Consider the following 18,406-nt stretch of genomic DNA (forward strand, 5'->3'; position numbering starts at 1 on the left):
AGGTAGCCAGTCGATTGAAGGAGTTGCACCAGTGGCTGAAGACGTAAAGCGCGTCTATGCATTCGGCAAGGACGCCCAAGGGAACAACGTGACCGAGGGCAACAAAGACATGAAGGGGGTCTTGGGCGGTAAGGGCGCGAATCTCGCCGAGATGGCGGTCCTCGGGCTCCCGGTGCCTCCTGGCTTCACGATCACCTGCCAGACCTGCATGGAATATGCGAACGCCGGCAACACGTGGCCCGAAGGGGCTCTCGACACGATTCAGGAATATCGCCTCGACCTCGAGCGCCGCATCGGCAAGAAGATCGGCGATCCGACCGATCCGCTGCTCGTCTCCGTCCGTTCCGGCGCGCCTCTTTCCATGCCTGGCATGATGGATACGGTCCTGAACCTGGGTTTGAACGACCGGTCCGTCCACGGCTTGATCGAAAAGACCCGCAATCCGCGTTTCTCCTGGGATAGCTACCGCCGTTTCATCCAGATGTTCTCCAATGTGGTCATGGGCCTCGAAGGCGATCTGTTCGAGAACGCCATCACCGCGAAGAAGCTCGAACGCGGCATCCGCAACGATACCGACCTGACCGCCGACGACCTTCAGGCGCTCGTGGAAACCTTCAAGGGCATCTTCTCGGCGAACGTCTCCGCCGAAGCGCATCCCGAGCTCGTCGTCGACGGCGCCGTCGCGTTCCCGCAGGATCCCGACACCCAGCTGCGCCTGGCCATGGAGGCCGTCTTCGGCTCGTGGAACAACCCGCGCGCGACGCTCTATCGCAAGCAGAACAAGATCGCCGACGATCTGGGCACGGCCGTGAACGTCCAGGCCATGGTCTTCGGCAACAAGGGCGAAACCTCCGCCACGGGCGTCGCCTTCACGCGTGACGCCGCGACCGGCAAGAAGGAATTCTACGGCGACTACCTGGTCAACGCCCAGGGCGAAGACGTCGTGGCCGGCATTCGCAACACATCTCCGATCGCCGAGCTCAAGCACACGCCGGGCCTCGAGGAGACGGGCGAAGAGCTCGAGCGCATCTTCGATCTGCTTGAAGACCACTACCGCGACATGATGGACATCGAATTCACCATCGAGGAAGGCCGCCTCTGGATGCTCCAGACGCGCGTCGGCAAGCGCACTGCCGCGGCCGCCCTGCGCATCGCCATCGAAATGGTGCACGAAGGCATGATCGATAAGAAGACCGCGGTCATGCGCGTCGCTCCTGAGCAGCTCGACCAGCTGCTCCATCCGCAGATCTCCAAGACGGCCGTGAAGAACGTCATCGCGCGCGGTCTGAACGCCTCGCCGGGCGCTGCGGTCGGCGAAGTCGTGTTTTCCGCCGACGCGGCGGTCGCCGCTGCGGAAGAGGGTCGCAAGACCGTTCTCGTCCGCTGGGAGACCACGCCCGACGACCTTGCCGGCATGATAGCGGCCGAAGGCATCCTCACGAGCCATGGCGGCAAGACCTCGCATGCGGCCGTCATCGCGCGCGGCATGGGAGCCCCCTGCGTCTGCGGCGTCGAGGCGCTCAAGATCGATGCGGCGAAGAAGGAAGTCGCCGTCGCGGGCACCGATATCGTCCTGCACGAAGGCGACGTCATTTCCATCGACGGCCTGACCGGCGAGGTCATGCTCGGCGCCGTCGAGCTGGTCGAGCCTGAGATGTCGGGCGATCTGGGCACGCTGCTCGAATGGGCCGACGAGTATCGTCGCCTGGGCATCCGCGCCAACGCCGACAATCCGGCCGATGCGCAGCTCTCCCGCGAATTCGGCGCCGAGGGCATCGGGCTCGACCGCACCGAGCACATGTTCCTGGGCGATCGCAAGCAGATCATCCAGTCCTTCATCCTGAACGAGGACGAAGACGTCCGTGCCAAGGCCGTCGAAGCGCTGTTCGAAGCGCAGTCCGGCGACTTCTACGGCATGTTCAAGGCCATGGACGGGCTGCCGGTCATCGTGCGTCTGCTCGATCCGCCCCTGCATGAGTTCCTCGACAACGCCCGCGCCCTCGACGTTCAGATCGCCAAGCTCGAAGCCGCCGGCGCCGATGAGGCGACCCTTGCCGAGAAGCGCACCCTGATGGACAAGATCGACGGTTTCGCGGAGCAGAACCCGATGCTCGGCCTGCGCGGCTGCCGCCTGGCCATCGTCTATCCCGTGCTTCCGCGCATGCAGGTGCGTGCTATCGCCACGGCCATGGCCAAGCTCGTCAAGGAGGGCTTCGACCCGAAGCCCGAGATCATGATCCCGCTCGTGGCCACCGTCAACGAGCTTGCGAAGCTCCGCGCGGTCGCCGAGGAGGTCATTGCCGAGGTCGAGGCCGCCGAAGGCGTCTCGCTCAAGATCCCCATCGGCACGATGATCGAGCTTCCCCGCGCCGCCGTCACCGCCGATGAAATCGCCACCCAGGCCGACTTCTTCAGCTTCGGCACGAACGACCTCACGCAGACGACGTTCGGCTTCAGCCGTGACGACGTCGAAGCCGAGTTCGTCCCGCAGTACCTGTCCGAGAAGCTGCTCCCGTACAATCCGTTCGCGACCGTCGATCCCGGCGTGGCGAAGCTCGTCGAGATGGGCGTCACGCTCGGCCACGAGGGCAATCCCGATCTCGTCTGCGGCGTCTGCGGCGAGCACGGCGGAGACCCCGATTCCGTCAAGACCTTCCACGCGCTCGGCCTTGACTACGTGTCCTGCTCGCCGTATCGCGTGCCCCTCGCGCGCCTTGCGGCAGCGCAGGCGGCCATCGCCGACATGGAGTAGATCGCCGTCTTCTCAAGCGGCGCAAAAGAAAGGAGCCTTCGGGCTCCTTTCTTCGTTTCGGGATGCTCTATAGTTCCATTCGAAAACCTCAATCATCAGCCGCGAGATCGACATGCAGGAAGTTCCACGACGCCGATTCCGATCCGTGCCGACCGCCGGTGCGGCCTGAAGGGCGATGGTCGCCCAGCGGTTTTCACCGGCATGATGGAATCCTCAGGCGTCGACTGCCTTGAGAGCGGAGAGGCTTCGGGTGCCGCACGAATCACGCGACGAGCATGATATGTGTCGCTGAGCGTTCCGGACGGTGCATGTCATGATGCGGGCGCGTCGCAGAAGAGATAGCGGTAGATGACCTTGGACGTCTCGTCTATCACGCGCTGCGTATCGAGGTCGTTGGGAAAGAACATGTGCTCATGGATAATGGCCTCGAGCGTGGTTCGCACAATGAACGATGTGGTTTCGAGGTCATCCACCTGCAGGTATTCCCCGTAGTTCATGATGAGTTCCTCTATCTTCTCGGAGGCGAACGAGCGTCCCGCCTCCTCGAGCTTGCGGAATTCCTCGTCCTGATAGGAAAGGGCGGTTATCTGCTTCTGGAAGTCCGTCATGTAGGCGTGGCTTTCGAGCACTATGGTCACGTACTTGCGGATAAGATCGAACGGCGAGTTATCGGGCGTGACCTCTTCGGGCACCATGCGGTCGAGCACATTGCGGTAGAGCTTATCGACAAGATCCCTGTAGATGTCCCTCTTATCTTCGTAGTAGCTGTACAGCGTTCCGATCGATACCCCGGCATGTCTGGCTATATCGTTGGTGGTGACGTTGTAATACCCCGATTCGGAGAACAATTCGAGCGCAGCTTGCGCCACCCGCTCTTTCATCTGCGTGCTCCGTTTTTGCCTGGGAACGCGGGGTTGGGTCATTGCCTCTCTGTCCTTTCCGACTTCGCAATCCGAGCGTCGTGCCTTCTTTTCGTCATGATACCCCAGCAAAAAACATGAGTAAAAGCTCATAAACTCGTTGACTGCCGATATGCACGATGCTACCTTGATTTAAACACGAGTAAATACTCATGTTGTAGGAACTCACGTATGCGAGACGAGGTGCGCAGGGAGCTTCGTCTCCTGGGAAATGGACGGGAGGGAGCAACCATGGGATACATCAGCTTTAGGAATGTCACGCGCGAATATCGCTCCGGGAACATCCGCATCAAGGCGCTTGACGATGTCGATCTGGATATTGAGAAGGGTGCGTTTACGGTGGTGCTCGGGCCTTCGGGTTCAGGCAAGTCGACGCTGCTCAATCTGCTCGGCGGCATGGATCGACCGACTGCAGGGACGATTCGGGTCGGTGGGAGGGCGGTATCCGATCTGTCGGAGCGCGAGCTCACCCTGTATCGCCGTCACGACATAGGTTTCGTCTTCCAGTTCTATAACCTCATCCCCACGTTGACTGCATATGAGAACGTCGATATGGCGTCCGTGCTCACGGAGTCTCCGTTGACGGCGGACGAGGCGCTGGAAGCGGTAGGTCTTTCGACGCGCGCGAACAATCTTCCTTCGCAGCTCTCGGGCGGCGAGTTGCAGCGCGTGTCCATCGCCCGTGCGCTTGTCAAGAATCCGCAGCTGCTGCTCTGCGACGAACCCACTGCCGCACTCGATAGCGTGACGAGCAAGAGGGTGCTCGCGCTGCTTCCGTCCATGGCATCGCGTTTCGGGAGCGCGGTGGTCCTCGTCACTCATAACGCGGCCGTTGCTCCGGCCGCACATCGCCTCATCCGCCTCAAGGACGGTCGTATAGATTCGGTCCTTGACAACGATGCTCCCGTTCCCATGGAAGAGGTCGCTCTATGATGAGGTATCTGAATAAGAAGTTCCGCAGGGACTTCGCGGCATTGCTCCCGCAGTTCTTCTCGGTATTCATGATGGTAGCGGTGTCGGTGACCATCTACTCGGGCATGAGCGCGGTGTGGACCGGCATGGCCAGATCCTATGCGGCATATGCGGAACAGACCAATCTGGCCGATGCCTACGCTGCAGGCGAGGCTTTTCCCGAGGATTCCATCGAAGAGGTCCGACGGCTTCCCTCCGTGAGCAAGGCCGCCGGATCGTTGCTCGTTCGTGCCGAGGGCGGTGCGGCCGATGAGAAAAACGCCTTTTACGTGAACACCTTCGATGACGCCACGCTTGAGGTCATGAGCCCGCTCGTGCGCTCGGGCGAGCCCCTTGGACAAGATGCGTTCGAGCGCGGGGACGGAGGTATCTGGATAGACGAGGACTATGCGAACGCGCATAGCGTCTCTGTCGGCGACCTCGTGACTCTCGATTTCGGCGTGGCGGTAAGAACCCTTGAGGTCAAGGGTACGGTGCTCGATCCCGAATACCTGTACTTCATCACCTCCCACGTCGATACGGTGCCGGATCACGTCGACAATTGCTATGCGTACATGACCGAGGGGTGCGCCGAAGACATCTACGGGGCGGTTCCCTATAACCAGCTGCGGCTTCGCTTCGTCGACGGGACAGCTCGGACGAACCTCGTTCGCGATGAACTCAGGGAAGATCTCGAGGGTATATTCGGGGATACCCTGCGCTCCGTGCAGCTGCGCGAGGACAAGGCGACTATCGACCAGGTGAACTCGGAAATGGAACAGATTCAGAAGATGGCGGCCCTGTTCTCCCTGGTCTTCCTGCTGCTCTCTCTGCTCTCCATGCACACGACCATGAGCAGGCTTGTCGGGAATCAGGTCGTGCAGATAGGAACCCTGCGATCGCTGGGGTACGGGCGGGGTAGCATCTACCTTCATTACGGAATGTTCGGAACGCTGGTCGCGCTCCTGGGAAGCGCGTTCGGTCTCGTGCTCGGGCTGGTCGTGGTCGCACCTTTGGTGATGGCCATAAAGCAATCCACCTTGACGCTCCCGTCATGGGATAGGATCATCGGTCCCGACACCGCGGTCCTCATCGTCGTCATCCTTGCAGTCTGCACCGTTTCCGCCATCATGACGGCACGCAGAATCGTCCGTCATGCTCCCGCCCAGACGATCAGGGGGCACGTGGAGGAGGAGCGTGCAAGCTTGCGAAAGCACGCGCGCTCCAAGATGTCGTATGGGACCCTCTGGATGCGTCGGAGCGTCGCGGCCCATCCGGTACGCTTCGCGATGGCTGTCATCTCGGTTGCGGGCAGTCTGATGCTCATGGTTGCCGGCATAGGCGTATGGGATTCTTTGAACTCATCGTACGACGAGGTTTTCGACCATGAGTACAGCTACCGTTACGCCGGCAACCTCGCAGGAATCTCTTCCAAAGCGGTTGCGGAAGATCTCGGGGACGAGCCGTATCAGCTCTCGCAGGTGGCCTCGGCGACTCTCGCATGCGGAGAAGCGGAAATGGATGGCGTTCTCACCGTCTTGGACGAAGGAGAGCAGCTGCACCTCTTCTCGGCGCATGACGGCAGCGAAGTGGACCTCTCATCGGTTTCGGCGGCAATGTCGAGGAAGGCAGCCGAAGATCTCGGCGTCACCGTCGGAGATACGGTGTCGTACCGCCTGGATGACGCTTCCGAAAACACGGACGTGATCATCGAGGCGATCGTCGATGCGAGAGTTCCCCAGGGCGTGTTCATCAGCTCCGACCGTGTGGATGACTTCATTCCGAATACGATCTATCTCGGAAGCGAAGAGGCACGTAAGAAGGCGGGGAGCCTTGGCTATGTACGCGACGTGGTGTCCGTCGAGCACCAGCGCTCCAACGTCGACGAGATGATGGGCAGCGTTCGCTCGATCATGTACATCCTCATGCTCGCATCGTTCGTCCTCAGCGCCGTGGTGCTCTACAACCTGGGAATCCTGTCATACATTGAAAGGGTTCGCGAATACGCCGCCATGAGGGTGCTGGGGTTCCTCGATCGCGAGATCGACGGCATCGTGCTGAGAGAGACGCTGCTCAACGTGGTTTCGGGGCTCGTCCTGGGCGTACCTCTGAGCCTGGCTTTCCTCCGCGTCTACGTGAGAACCGTCTCCATGGAGGGCGTCGAATGGGTGCCGTATATCGAGCCTGGCCACTACGTCCTCGCCCTTGCGTGCGTCATGGCGTTCTCGTTCTTCATCAGCTGGCTTGTATGCCGCAGGATCAGAAGGATCGATATGGTGGAGGCGTTCAAAACCATGGAGTGAGGGATGGATCGCATTCCGGTATCGAGGGGCGTGTGCGCTGCGATCGCGTGCACACGCCCCTATGCTGGGAGAGACTTCTCGTCCTGATGTCGCCTGCGTCCTGCCGGAGACCGGGATCGGGATGGGAAAACGGATGCCGGCTTACATCGGGCCGCCGGGACCCATGCCCTTGTCGGATTGCTTAGGGGCAGCGCTTGCGCTACCTGCCGCCGTTGCTTCTTCAAGATCGCCGGTCGCAAGGAATTCGCCCAGGCACATGCCAAGCGTCAAGCACATGCCGATGGACACTCCGTTCATGATGCCGTTGTAGCCCATGGGGAAGCGGCCTCCCGAGGTGTTGCCCGTCGCGTAGAGACCGCGAATCGGCTCGAAGCCCACACCTTGCACCTGCTGATCGCCGGTTACGAGGAGGCCGGATGTGGAGACGAGCGATCCGCCCCCGACGTGCTTGCTTGCGGCGAATCCGTAGAACGGCGGGGTGACGATCGGCCAGAGCATATCGGGATCGCGTCCGAATTCATCGTCTCGGCCTGCTGCGGCGGCCGCGTTCCAGGTCTCGATCGCGGCGAGCGCGTTGCGCTTCGCCGCATCGTCGAGACCCATGTAGTCGAAGAGCTCATCGAGGGTATCGGCGCAGAAGAGATATTTTCCTGAAGCGTCGGAACCTTCGGAGCCTGCCGTCTCGGCATCGTTCATATAGGTGGCGATATTCGCGATCGTTTCGTCGTCCCAGTACTTGAGGCAGAGGTGTCCTGCGATCTGGTTAAGCAGCACCTCTTTCCAATCCCCGTCCCAGATGCTGTAGAAGACCTGACCCGGTTGCCGCGCCCCTGCGCATCCCGAGAGGAGAGGCCCGCCCAACGCTTCGTTGCAGAACCGCTTTCCGGCACGGTCGAGCCAGATGGTCTCGGCCGCTTCCATGGGTGAGAGGATCATCGAGGCATGGCTTCCCATGTCACCTCCGGTTGCGATTTCGACCTTTGCGCCCATGCGCATGGCCATCGCGATACCTGAGCCATCGCGTCCCGAGAACGACTGGCAGTCGGCGTATTCTCCCAATGCGTAGTTTTCGGCGCAGATGGCGTTGTACATCGGAGAATTGCTTCCGATATCGCCGCATGCGAGAACGACGGCCTTGGCGTCGAATTCGACATAGCTGCCGTCGGCGTTCTGGCAGACAACGCCTGTGACCACAGTGTTGCCATCGTCGTGGACGAGCTTGACGGCGGTCGTCGCGAAACGGAACGTCGCACCGGCGTCCTTGGCCTTCTGTTGGGAACGCAGCAACGCATCTTGCAGCGACACGCTTCCGGATTCGAAGTTGCAGGTACCTACGTAGGAATGGAACATGCCCTTCTTATAGGTATATCCTTCAGGAACAGGCCAGTTCGGGGCCTTAAGTCCAGAGACTTCGTCAGCGGTGTAGCCGTCAATGAACCAGTCGAACGCCTCGCCGGAGCGATTCGCGAACTTGCTTATCAATGTCGGTTGCGCACGGCCTGCGCAGCAGATCTGGTACTCGTTCATGAAGTCCACGGGATCGTATGCGGGAATGCCGATCGAGTCGACCTGCCAGGATGAGTTGAGGTGTCCGATGTCGTTTCCGAGTACAGAGAACGTATCTTCGGCCTGCATTTCCACGACTATGACGTTCGCGCCCTTCTCGGCTGCTTTGCGCGCGCATGCGGTGCCTGCATGGCCGGCACCGCAGATCACGATGTCGCATGCCACGGTTTCAGCGATATCGTTTTGCGCGATGTCGGGTTCGTTTCCGAGCCAGCCTGCGCCCATGACCTCGCCCATGGTTTTGCCGGCATTTCCAGAGAACGTCATTCCTGCTTCCGTTGCGGATGCGGCAGCCGATTGATTCGCGCGTACGCGTTCTGCGGAGTCCTTCGGCGCGCATCCGACGATGCTCATCGATGTGGCTCCTGCGGCTATGACGCCCGCCCCTTTGATGAAGTCGCGACGCGAGAAATCGATGCGGCCGCGAACTCCGGAAAGCGCCTTCAAGAATCCTTCTTGATCTTTCATGCTGCATTCCTCCTTCATAATCTTGATGCCGTTGCCATGTTCGAGCGAGCGCTGGCATTGCTCGCCTCGGTCGGCGTATTCGACTGTCGCATTGCACAGGATGCTCGAAAACCCCTTGAGAGGGGTAAAAGGGGTGGAATGCCTCTACCCTTGAGAAGGGTAGAGGCATTCCACCAGGAGCATTGCCGTAAAAAATGCGTGCTACACTAGGTCCTATCTCATGACGAAAGGAAATGCGGACGATGGCGGACAATGGAATCGGATGGACGAGATTCCCACGAGGCGACGCTTTTTTCCCTGAGATAAGGATGACGTTTCGTGAACATGCCGTGCCGATCGTGGGCATTACCGCGCTTCTTGCATGGATGGAGGCGCTTCTCTGTTTCGAGGGCGTCCTCCGTGATGATGTCATGTACGGCGGCGGTATCGTCCATGATCCGTTTTTCGTCGGTTTTGCGCTTTTCGGTGCGCTCGGCTGCGCAACATCGGTTCTTGTCTCGCGCTACGCCGATAGACCTATGGCGTCTTGCGCGCTTGAGGGCCGACCTGCCTTGTATACCGCAGGCGTCTTCGGGATAGTCGGGACGCTTGGAGCTGCTCTTGGGGTTCTATGTGCCGAATCCATGCCGCCTTGGCTGTCTTTCGCATGCGGAGCATGCTGCGGTGCAGCATGCGCATGGATGCTCCTACGCTTCTGCGGCATATTCGCCGAGCTTGATCTCAGACAGACGCTCGTTGCCTTGATGCCCACATTCAGCCTTCAATGGGCGGTTATGATCGTTATCCCCGTCATGCCGTTGATCGTGCGCCCTGTGTTCGTTGCGATCCTGCTCTTCGTTTCCATCATTTCCGTGGCACGCTCGTGCGGCTCTGATGCTGAGGAGCATGGGACGCCCGTCAACGCTCGCACTGCCGTGCGTCTTTTTCGCATGGTTGCGGCAGCCTTCATTCTTTCGACCATCGTTCAGTTCCTCATCACGTATTTCGTGCACGGCATTGATGTGCCGCTCGATCCGGCGGCGTTCTCCATGCTCTTCTTCTTCGTCATGGTTGCCGTGTTCGCCGTGTTCGCCATGATCATTCGCATTATGAACAGCATGGAGGGCTATCGTGTCGATCTCTTCTACCGGACGTTTTTCGTCATCTGCCTTGCATGCATTGGATCCATTGGAATCGCGAGGTCGTGGCACGTTGCGTCCTACATCGGCATGTACATTGCATTTTCCCTGATGGTTCCCGTGCTGATAATCCTTGCGCTCGGTATATCGGCCGTTGCTCCTCTTAATGCACGGCAGTCCGCAGGCGAAGTGCTCGGCAGCATGTTTCTCGGGCAGCTGGTCGGTTTCGCGTGCGCGATCGCGCTCGGATCGTCAAACGCTCGTCTCGAAGGTTTCATCGTCTTGCTCTGCCTTATGGCTGTAGGAATCGCCTATGCGTTCGTATTTCCGGAGTCCATGCTTGAGCGTATGATGCCGCATGTGCTCAAGCTCGAGAGGGCGACGCTCGAGCGCCGTTGTGAAGAGGTGGCGCGGCGCTTCGAGCTTTCCCCGCGCGAAGCGGAAGTTCTTGCGTTTTTTGCACGGGGAAGAGATGCGGCGTACGTCGCTGAACGATTGACGATCGCCAAAAGCACGGTCACGACCCATCGCAAGAGCATTTACCGGAAGCTGGGCGTGCACACGCAGCAACAGCTCTTATCGGTCGTCGATGGAGAGGACCTGTCTTTGCACGAGCGATGATTGCAAGAAGGATCGCTCGTCGGTCAAATTTTGAACAGGCCTTTCGTTTCGTGGTCTCTATTTCCTCAAAGGCAGCGTGACGGTGAAGACCGTGCCGTCCGCCGCGGTGCTTTCCGCCTTGATGTCTCCGTGGTGCGCACGGGCGATCGAACGCGCGATGGCGAGTCCCAGTCCGAAGCTCATGTCATCGTCGGTGTGCGTGCGAGCCTCGTTCGACCGATAGAATCGGTCGAAGATATGCGGGAGATCGGCCGCAGGGATGGCGTCGCCCGAGTTGCGGATCGAAAGCGTCGCCAGTCCGCTTCGCGCGGAGCGGGCGAGCACGACATGCACCTGCCCGTCGGCGCCTGCGTACTTGCAGGCATTCTCCAAAAGCGTCGCGACCATCTTCTCGAGCTTTCCGGCATCGCCGGAAACGACGATATCTCCTTCGATATCGCACGTCAGATCGATGGAGCGTTCGAATGCGATCGATTCGAACTGCAATATCAGGCCGTCGGTCATCTCGCTTATATCGACGGGTCCGCATAAGGGGACGGCACCGGAAGACTCGACCTTTGCGAGCGTGAGCATATCGCCGACCAGGCTTTGCATGCGCTCGCCTTCGATTCGCGTGCTTTCAAGCCACTGGCTTTCCTCGGCGATCGTATGATCGGGATGCCTCAGCAGAATCGAGGTGTTGGCGAGCATGACGGTCAATGGGGTCTTCAGCTCATGCGATGCATCGGCGACGAACTGCTTCTGCGCGCGCCAGGCCTTCTCGACCGGGCGCAGGGCCCATCGGGCAAGGAAGACCGTGATGACGAGCAAGGCTCCTAGGGCTGCGACGCCTATGATGGACATGGTGGCCGCGGTGCGCCGCCACCCGGAGGCGCTCGCCATGTCCGCGAACGCGACGAGGGCGCCGTCTTCCGTCGTCATCTTCTTGTAGTACAGCCCTTCGACGGGAAGCGAGCCGTACCCGTCCGAAGAGGACAGCACCGTCTTGCACACCTCCGATTCGATGCTTTCGTCTATGCTCGCATTCGTGCGCGACGATACCATGGTCGCGGTTCCGTCGTTCGAGATGGCGTATACAGCGACGGGAATGAAGCCTCCTTGGCGCGCCGGCCCGCCGATGCGAGGCGGCAGGTAGCCTTCTTCGTCCCGATCGCCATGCTCGTCATCGCGGTCCTCGGCATCGTCGCGATCGTCGTCGGGGGGCTTTCTCTCGCCGTCCTTGTCCTGTGCTTGGGCATCATGCCCGATTCCCGCATCGAGGGCCTCGTGCACGGCTTTGATGCCATGCTGGTATTCGATCGCGACGATTCCTGCGAACGAAGCTATGACGACGGTCGTGACGAGCGCCATCGTGATGACGATGAACTGAGCCCTAAGCCGATCGAGCATCGTCGTCTCCCAGGTTCACGCGGTATCCCGCTTTGCGGATCGTGTCGATCGAGACGCCTGAGCTCAGAAAGCGGATCTTCTTGCGGAGGAACGATACGTACGCCTCGACGTTGTTGTCGACCGCAGTGGATTCGACGCCCCAGACCTTCGATATCAGCGTGTCCTTGGACACGATCTGGCCGGGATTCGAAAACAGAATGCGCGCGAGCTCGAATTCCTTGAAGCTCAACGCGATGGACTTGCCGTTGCAGCTCAGATCTCGGCTCTCGATATTGAGCGAGAGGTCGCCGGCCTCGATGCGCTCGAAGACGACCTGGCCTTGACGCCGCGTGAGCGCACGCAGATGGGCAAGCAGCTCGGCGGGGGAGAAGGGCTTGGTCATGTAGTCGTCGGCGCCTGAATCGAGGCCCTCGATCTTGTCGGGTATCTCGCTGCGGGCGGTAAGCATGAGCACGGGCGTGTCGATGCGCGCTCGTCGAAGCTCCTCGACCACCCGGCATCCGTTCTTGCGCGGCAGCATCACGTCGAGGATGACGACGTCGTAGATGCCGGAGCTCGCGTAATCGTAGCCGTCCTGCCCGTCGTGCACGACATCGGCGACATACCCGTTCTCATTCAGTATGCGGGCGAGGGCGGAGGCGAGCCTGACATCGTCCTCGACGATCAATGCCTGCATGTGTCGCTCCTTGTCACGAGGTTCGAAATCGTATGGCTCCCATTGTATGCGCAACGCTGAAGCGAATCTGAAAAGCCTCGAAAGACTTTCAGATGCCTTTCAGGCTGCGTTCGTACGATGCGTCCATCACGAGAACCAGGAGGATGCCATGAACGCGTTTGCCGATGTCTTCGAACGCAAGGAAGTCAAGTATCGTATCTCGCGCCGTCAGTACCGCATGCTGCGTGCAGCCTTCGGCGAGCGCATGCAGGAGGATTCCTTCGGACGCTCCTTGGTGACGAGCAGGTATTTCGATACCGAGGAAAGAAGCCTCATCGCACGTTCCCTTGAAAAGCCCTTGTACAAGGAGAAGCTGCGGGTCCGGACGTACGGAACCGATGCCGATCGCGCGTTCGTCGAGCTCAAGAAGAAGTTCAAGGGCATCGTCTACAAGCGGCGCATCGCGATGACGCCCCGTTCGGCCGAACGCTTTCTCGGCGGCTTGCCGTACGACGAGGCGTTAGCGTGCGCCCGTGGCGACGAAAGCGCGCGGGATATCGAACCTACGATCCGATCGACGCAGATCGCGCACGAGATAGAGGCGTTCATGGATCGATGGGACGTCCTGACGCCCTCGATGGACATCGCCGTCGACCGCATCGCCCTGGCCTCGGCGGAGACGGATGAGGAGCCGGCGGTCCGCATCACATTCGACCGTTCCATCTTCTATCGCGATTCAAGGATGCTCGATGCAGGTTGGACCGAGCTTCTGAACTCCGGCGAAGCGATCATGGAGATCAAGGTCACAGGATCGTACCCGCTTTGGCTCGTGCGCGCGCTCGACGCCGTCGAGGCCTATCCGACCTCGTTTTCGAAGTACGGTGAAGCCTATCGGTGCATCAAGGGCATGGGAGCGGAAGGGCGCCTTCCGTCGAATGCACCTGCCGCATGACCCGCCGGCCGCGCAACGCGGAACCCGCATCGTGCTCGGTGAACCGTTCTGTTGAAAGGACCTCTCGTGCAAGATCTCGTATTCTCCTCGATACTCGGCACCGCCGAATCGACCGCCGCGAGCGTGACGGCGGCCTCGTTTCTCGCGTGCTGCGCGACATCCATAATCCTCGGGCTCGTCTGCGCCCTCATCTACCGGTACAAGACGGATTACTCGAAAAGCTTCGTGGTCACGCTCGCTTTGCTGCCCTTGATCGTGCAGATGGTCATCATGCTCGTCAACGGCAATCTGGGCGTCGGCGTCGCGGTCATGGGCGTGTTCAACCTCGTGAGGTTCCGCTCCATTCCCGACACGGCCAAAGAGATCGGAAGCGTGTTCCTTGCGATGGCGGTCGGTCTGGCGACGGGCATGGGCTTCATCGGGCTCGCCGTGCTGTTCGCCGTGATCGTTGGCATCGTGAACATCGTATACGTGCGCTCCGGATTCGGCGCGACGCCGGCTTCCCGCAAGACGCTCACGATCAGCGTTCCCGAGGACCTCGAATTCGACGGCGTCTTCGACGAGCCCATCGAGAGGTATGCGTCGAGCTTCGAGCTTTCATCCATCCAGACCACGAACATGGGCAGCCTGTTTCAGCTGCGCTACGACATCACGTTGCGCGAACGCGGCCTTGAGAAGAAGCTCATAGACGAGCTGCGGTGCCTGAACGGCAACCTCAAGATCACGCTCGGAGCCGCGGCGGCCCAGAGGGAGGCGCTCTATCCATGACGAATCGATTTCCTCTCGTTGAGACGTTCGCGCGCAGGATGAGCGGCGCGCATGCCGCCTATGTGTTCTCTTCGCGCTTCGCATCGGCCGTCGCGATCGTCGCATGCGCGGGCATGCTTGCAGGATGCACGACCTCGGGAAGCCCGCAGGAGGTTTCAGGAGCCGCCTCGACCTCGACGGATGACGTCGCGTCCCAGGCGACGGCGGCCGCTTCGGTCGAATACGTGGACCAAAGCCCGTACGATCTCGAGTATTCCGATCACGACCTGGATGCTTCATACGATGAGGCGTCGTCGACGAAGATCGCGTTCTCCGAGGAATCGGCGGCGGTCGACGGGACGGGAGCGACGGCGGACGGATCGGTCGTGACCATATCCGGCGAAGGAACCTATATCGTGTCGGGCTCCGCGTCCGATGCCCAGATCGTCGTGGCCGCCGACGCCGATGCGGCGAAGGTCCGGATCGTGCTTGCGGGCGTGCGCATTGAAAACGAAGCGGCGCCGGCGATCTCCGTCGAATCAGCCGAACAATGCGTCATCACGCTTGCCGAAGGAACCTCGAACGTCGTGGCCTCCGGAGCGAGCGTGGAAGACGAGGCCGACGCCGCCCTGTACAGCACGGCCGACCTCACCTTGAACGGAACGGGCGCGCTCGATGTGAGCGCGCCTTACGGCAAGGGCATTCATTCGACCGACGGCCTTGTCGTAACGGGCGGCACGTATGCCGTGGCCGCGGCGGACGACGGCCTTTCAGGCAAGGATTGCGTCAAGATAGCCGATGGCGATCTGACGGTCGAAGCCGGCGCCGATGGAATTAAATCCAGCAACGACGAGGACGAAGGGCGCGGGTTCGTAAGCATCGACGGCGGAACGCTGTCGATAGACGCTGCAGACGACGGCATCCAGGCCGCGCACTACGTTCGCCTCGGCGGGGGATCCGTGTCCGTCACGGCCGAAGACGACGGCATCCATAGCGACGGGGACGTCGCCCTCGCGGGAAGCACGCTCATGATTTCCGCAGGCGATGACGGCGTGCATGGCGAATACGTGCTCGAAGTCGCCGCGGGTCGAAACGATGTGGATCGAAGCGAAGAAGGGCTTGAAGCCCAGGCCATCTACGTGCATGGCGGGGAAACGGCCGTCACATCGAGCGACGACGGCCTGAACGCTTCGACGCCCGAGGCTGAGAAGGATGGATCCTCGCGCACGGCCGCCTATGATCCGGCCTCGCCCTCCGATGCCGAAGAGATCCATCTCGGCGGAGGAGGCATGGCGTCGGCAGGAGGTTTTCCGGGCGGCATGGAGGATTCCGATGCATCCTGCCTGATCGACATTTCGGGCGGCTTCCTCTACGTGAACGCCGCAGGCGACGGCCTCGACAGCAACGGCAATCTCTTCATAGGCGGCGGGACGACGGTCGTGTCCGGCCCCGAGGACGGCGGCAACGGAGCGCTCGATTACTCTCTTGCAGGCACGTACGAAGGCGGAACCGTGCTCGCAGTCGGCAGTTCGGGCATGGCGCAGGGGTTCTCCGGCGCTTCGGGTGCCTGGGCCGCAGCCGATGTCGACGGCGACGCGGGAGACGCGGTCTCTCTCGTCGACGCGGAGGGAAACGTTCTTGCATCGCTTGCCTCCGATAAGGCGTTCCAGTCCGTCATCGCCGCATCCGACAAGCTGGACGAAGGCTCCGAGGCCTGCATCGTCGTCGGAGGCGAGGCGAGCGGCGCATCATCGTTGTCAAGCCTTGCGGCCGCCGTCACGTCGGGCGGGGTTCTTTCGGGCGGCACGGCGACGGACGTCACGGCTTCGGCGTCGACGACGGTGCCGTCCGGCATGGGCGGCGGCATGCCGGACGGCGGTTCCGCCGGCGATCGGCCTGGAGGAGGGGGCGGGCCGACGCCGTAGCGACGACGTTTCCCGACAGCCGGCCATCGAAGGAGTTGCGGAAGGAGGGCGGATGCGTTTCGCCCTCCTTCTCGTCTACGCGCTTTTGCTACACTCCAAGGGAAACGGCATCGCATGGCGAAGGAGGCCGGAATGCGCATCGTGACACGCGAGGACCTGGAAGATCGGGAGGGCGGCGCCCTGTCCGCGGATGCTGCGCGGGCCGCGCGAAGCGAAGGACGCGATGCGCCCGCCGCCCCCGATCGCCTGCGCACCGAATTCCAGCGCGACCGCGACAAGATCCTCCATACCAAGAGCTTTCGGCGCCTATCGCATAAGACGCAGGTCTTCATCGCCGTCGAGGGCGACCATTTCCGTACGCGCCTCACGCATACGCTCGAAGTGGCCCAGGTCGCGCGCACGATCGCGCGGGCGCTCGGACTGAACGAGGATCTGGCCGAAGCCATCTCGCTTGGCCACGACCTGGGGCATACGCCGTTCGGCCACGCGGGGGAGCGCGCTTTGCGCGCGTGCATCGCACGTCATAGGGGCATGGCGTCGGATGATGCGCGCGTGCCCGGTCTCTTCCGCCACAACGAGCAGAGCCTGCGCGTCCTCGAGGTCATCGAGGGCGGCGGTCGCGGCCTGAACCTCACGGCGGAGGTGTGCGACGGCATCGTGCGCCATACGGGGAAGCTGCGCGCGAAGACGCTTGAAGGCCGCGTCGTCGCCATCGCCGATCGCATCGCCTACGTGAACCATGATATCGACGATGCGATCAGGGCAGGCATTCTCAAGGAATCGGAGCTTCCGGAGCGTACGCATGCCTTGCTCGGGTGCGATCACTCGAGCCGTATCGAGACGCTCGTCGTCAATATGGTCGAGACCTCGGCGCACGAGGGCGACATCCGCCTGAGCGACGACGTCGGGGCCGCCATGAACGAGCTGCGCACGTTCCTGTTCCAGGCCGTCTACACCGCCCCTTCGGTTATGGCGCAGGTCGACAAGGCCGTCCATGTCCTCTCCGAGCTCTTCGAATACTTCGTCGCGCATATCGAGGACGTGCCGTCGGAATACCGTGCGATATCGCCGAACGACGATGTGCGCGCCGCGACCGACTATGTGGCGAGCATGACCGACCGGTATGCCCGCGGCGTCTTCGAAGAGCTCTTCATCCCGCGCAGCCGCATCCCGTTCGCGCGACGTCCGTAGCAATGCCCCGCACGCACAGGCGGGGGCACGGCCTTCATTCTTTCGAGCAGATGCGGGCGTTTTTCCATGGAGACGGCCCGGTGTTTCGAACGGCCTGCAAGAAGGCTATAATCTCGCCTCATGACGCTTGATTCCTGGAAAGATCCGTTCAAGGCAGCCTGGCCCATCATGGCCGGGTACGTCGTGCTGGGCCTGCCCTGCGGCATTCTGGGCGTCGCGGCCGGCATGGACGTATGGATGGTCGCCGCCATGAGCATCCTGTTCTACTCGGGAGCAGGGCAGTACATGATTCCGAACATGTGGCTCGCCGGCAGCCCCATCGGCGCCATCGTGCTCAGCGTATCGCTCGTCAACTCGAGGCAGACCTTGTACGGCGCGTCGCTCTCGCAGTTCTGCGATGCGGCGTCGAAACGCCTTGCCTGCCTGTTCGGCGCAACCGTCACCGACGAAAGCTTCGGCGTGAACCTCGCGCGTTTCATGAACGGCGGCTGGAGCGTCTCCGATGCGCTGCGTGTGAACGTGCTTTCCCAGAGCTCTTGGATCCTCTCCAATGTCGCTGGCGCCGTCGTGGGCGCCGCGATCTCGGTTCCGACCGCGCTTGCCTCGTTCGCCATGACCTCGCTGTTCATCTGCTTGCTTTCCATGCAGAAGGCTTCGCCCGAGAACTTCGTGGCCATCGGCGGGGCCGTTGCGGGCGTCGTGCTGTGCAAATCGGTCGGCCTTGCGGGTCCGGCCATCCTCGCCGGCGCCCTCATCGGCGTCGCCGCCGCGGTCGTCTTCTCCCGTCGCACGACGCGCGGGCCTTCCGGCGCTTCCGGCGCGACCGACATCAGGATGGGGGGATAGGC

General features: G+C 61.4%; 14 protein-coding genes. 9 read left to right on the top strand and 5 right to left on the bottom strand.

Annotated elements, in window-relative coordinates:
* Window positions 1–31 precede the first annotated feature (31 nt).
* The gene (gene ppdK, locus HMPREF1155_RS06055; RefSeq protein WP_009078216.1) at window positions 32–2,752 is read left to right on the top strand and encodes a pyruvate, phosphate dikinase; all 2,721 of its coding nucleotides are present in this window, start codon (window positions 32–34) and stop codon (window positions 2,750–2,752) included.
* Window positions 2,753–3,063: 311 nt separating this feature from the next.
* On the opposite strand, the gene HMPREF1155_RS06060 is transcribed toward ppdK, so the two are convergent.
* A complete protein-coding gene (locus HMPREF1155_RS06060) occupies window positions 3,064–3,633 on the bottom strand; it encodes a TetR/AcrR family transcriptional regulator (RefSeq protein WP_009078593.1) in 570 nt (189 codons plus the stop codon).
* 270 nt (window positions 3,634–3,903) lie between these two features.
* Here HMPREF1155_RS06060 and HMPREF1155_RS06065 point away from each other — a divergent pair, with 270 nt between their 5' ends.
* Window positions 3,904–4,605 carry an ABC transporter ATP-binding protein gene (locus HMPREF1155_RS06065; protein WP_202898213.1) on the top strand — a complete coding sequence of 234 codons (702 nt, stop codon included), beginning with the start codon at window positions 3,904–3,906 and terminating at the stop codon, window positions 4,603–4,605.
* On the top strand, window positions 4,602–6,926 hold the full coding sequence (locus HMPREF1155_RS06070; RefSeq protein WP_009078214.1) for an ABC transporter permease: 2,325 nt from the start codon (window positions 4,602–4,604) through the stop codon (window positions 6,924–6,926). Before HMPREF1155_RS06065 ends, HMPREF1155_RS06070 begins: the two co-directional genes overlap by 4 nt.
* Window positions 6,927–7,067: 141 nt before the next feature.
* Here HMPREF1155_RS06070 and HMPREF1155_RS06075 read toward each other — a convergent pair whose 3' ends face one another.
* Both HMPREF1155_RS06075 and HMPREF1155_RS09035 read right to left on the bottom strand, forming a co-directional pair.
* A complete protein-coding gene (locus HMPREF1155_RS06075; protein WP_009078337.1) occupies window positions 7,068–8,960 on the bottom strand; it encodes an FAD-dependent oxidoreductase in 1,893 nt (630 codons plus the stop codon).
* Between the two features lie 218 nt (window positions 8,961–9,178).
* The gene (locus HMPREF1155_RS09035) at window positions 9,179–9,394 is read right to left on the bottom strand and encodes a hypothetical protein (protein WP_162130808.1); all 216 of its coding nucleotides are present in this window, start codon (window positions 9,392–9,394) and stop codon (window positions 9,179–9,181) included.
* Between the two features lie 339 nt (window positions 9,395–9,733).
* Between HMPREF1155_RS09035 and HMPREF1155_RS09040 the strand changes: the two genes are divergently transcribed.
* Entirely contained in the window at window positions 9,734–10,699 is a 966-nt protein-coding gene (locus HMPREF1155_RS09040) for a helix-turn-helix transcriptional regulator (protein ID WP_162130809.1), read from the top strand.
* Window positions 10,700–10,756: 57 nt separating this feature from the next.
* Here the strand turns inward: HMPREF1155_RS09040 and HMPREF1155_RS06085 are convergent, their stop codons facing one another.
* Both HMPREF1155_RS06085 and HMPREF1155_RS06090 read right to left on the bottom strand, forming a co-directional pair.
* The gene (locus HMPREF1155_RS06085; RefSeq protein WP_039993448.1) at window positions 10,757–12,088 is read right to left on the bottom strand and encodes a cell wall metabolism sensor histidine kinase WalK; all 1,332 of its coding nucleotides are present in this window, start codon (window positions 12,086–12,088) and stop codon (window positions 10,757–10,759) included.
* Window positions 12,072–12,764: a response regulator transcription factor gene (locus HMPREF1155_RS06090; RefSeq protein ID WP_009078745.1), complete on the bottom strand. Its 693-nt coding sequence runs from the start codon at window positions 12,762–12,764 to the stop codon at window positions 12,072–12,074. The genes HMPREF1155_RS06085 and HMPREF1155_RS06090 overlap by 17 nt, the downstream gene beginning before the upstream one ends.
* A 148-nt stretch (window positions 12,765–12,912) precedes the next feature.
* Between HMPREF1155_RS06090 and HMPREF1155_RS06095 the strand changes: the two genes are divergently transcribed.
* The 5 genes from HMPREF1155_RS06095 (at window position 12,913) to HMPREF1155_RS06115 (ending at window position 18,404) form a co-directional block, all read left to right on the top strand.
* Complete coding sequence (locus HMPREF1155_RS06095; protein ID WP_238319129.1) at window positions 12,913–13,695, top strand: polyphosphate polymerase domain-containing protein; 783 nt, start codon at window positions 12,913–12,915, stop codon at window positions 13,693–13,695.
* Between the two features lie 66 nt (window positions 13,696–13,761).
* Complete coding sequence (locus HMPREF1155_RS06100; protein WP_009078327.1) at window positions 13,762–14,463, top strand: DUF4956 domain-containing protein; 702 nt, start codon at window positions 13,762–13,764, stop codon at window positions 14,461–14,463.
* Window positions 14,460–16,367, top strand: coding sequence for a carbohydrate-binding domain-containing protein (locus HMPREF1155_RS06105; protein ID WP_009078286.1), 1,908 nt, complete (start codon window positions 14,460–14,462; stop codon window positions 16,365–16,367). Before HMPREF1155_RS06100 ends, HMPREF1155_RS06105 begins: the two co-directional genes overlap by 4 nt.
* A gap of 132 nt (window positions 16,368–16,499) precedes the next feature.
* Window positions 16,500–17,558 (top strand): deoxyguanosinetriphosphate triphosphohydrolase, encoded by a 1,059-nt coding sequence (locus HMPREF1155_RS06110; RefSeq protein WP_009078690.1) that lies wholly within the window; start codon window positions 16,500–16,502, stop codon window positions 17,556–17,558.
* A 120-nt stretch (window positions 17,559–17,678) separates the two neighbouring features.
* Window positions 17,679–18,404, top strand: a complete 726-nt coding sequence (locus tag HMPREF1155_RS06115; protein ID WP_009078569.1) for an AzlC family ABC transporter permease — start codon at window positions 17,679–17,681, stop codon at window positions 18,402–18,404.
* The last annotated feature ends 2 nt before the right edge of the window (window positions 18,405–18,406 follow it).

Origin of the sequence: Slackia sp. CM382, from assembly GCF_000293015.1 — a bacterium.
GTDB lineage: Bacteria > Actinomycetota > Coriobacteriia > Coriobacteriales > Eggerthellaceae > Slackia > Slackia exigua.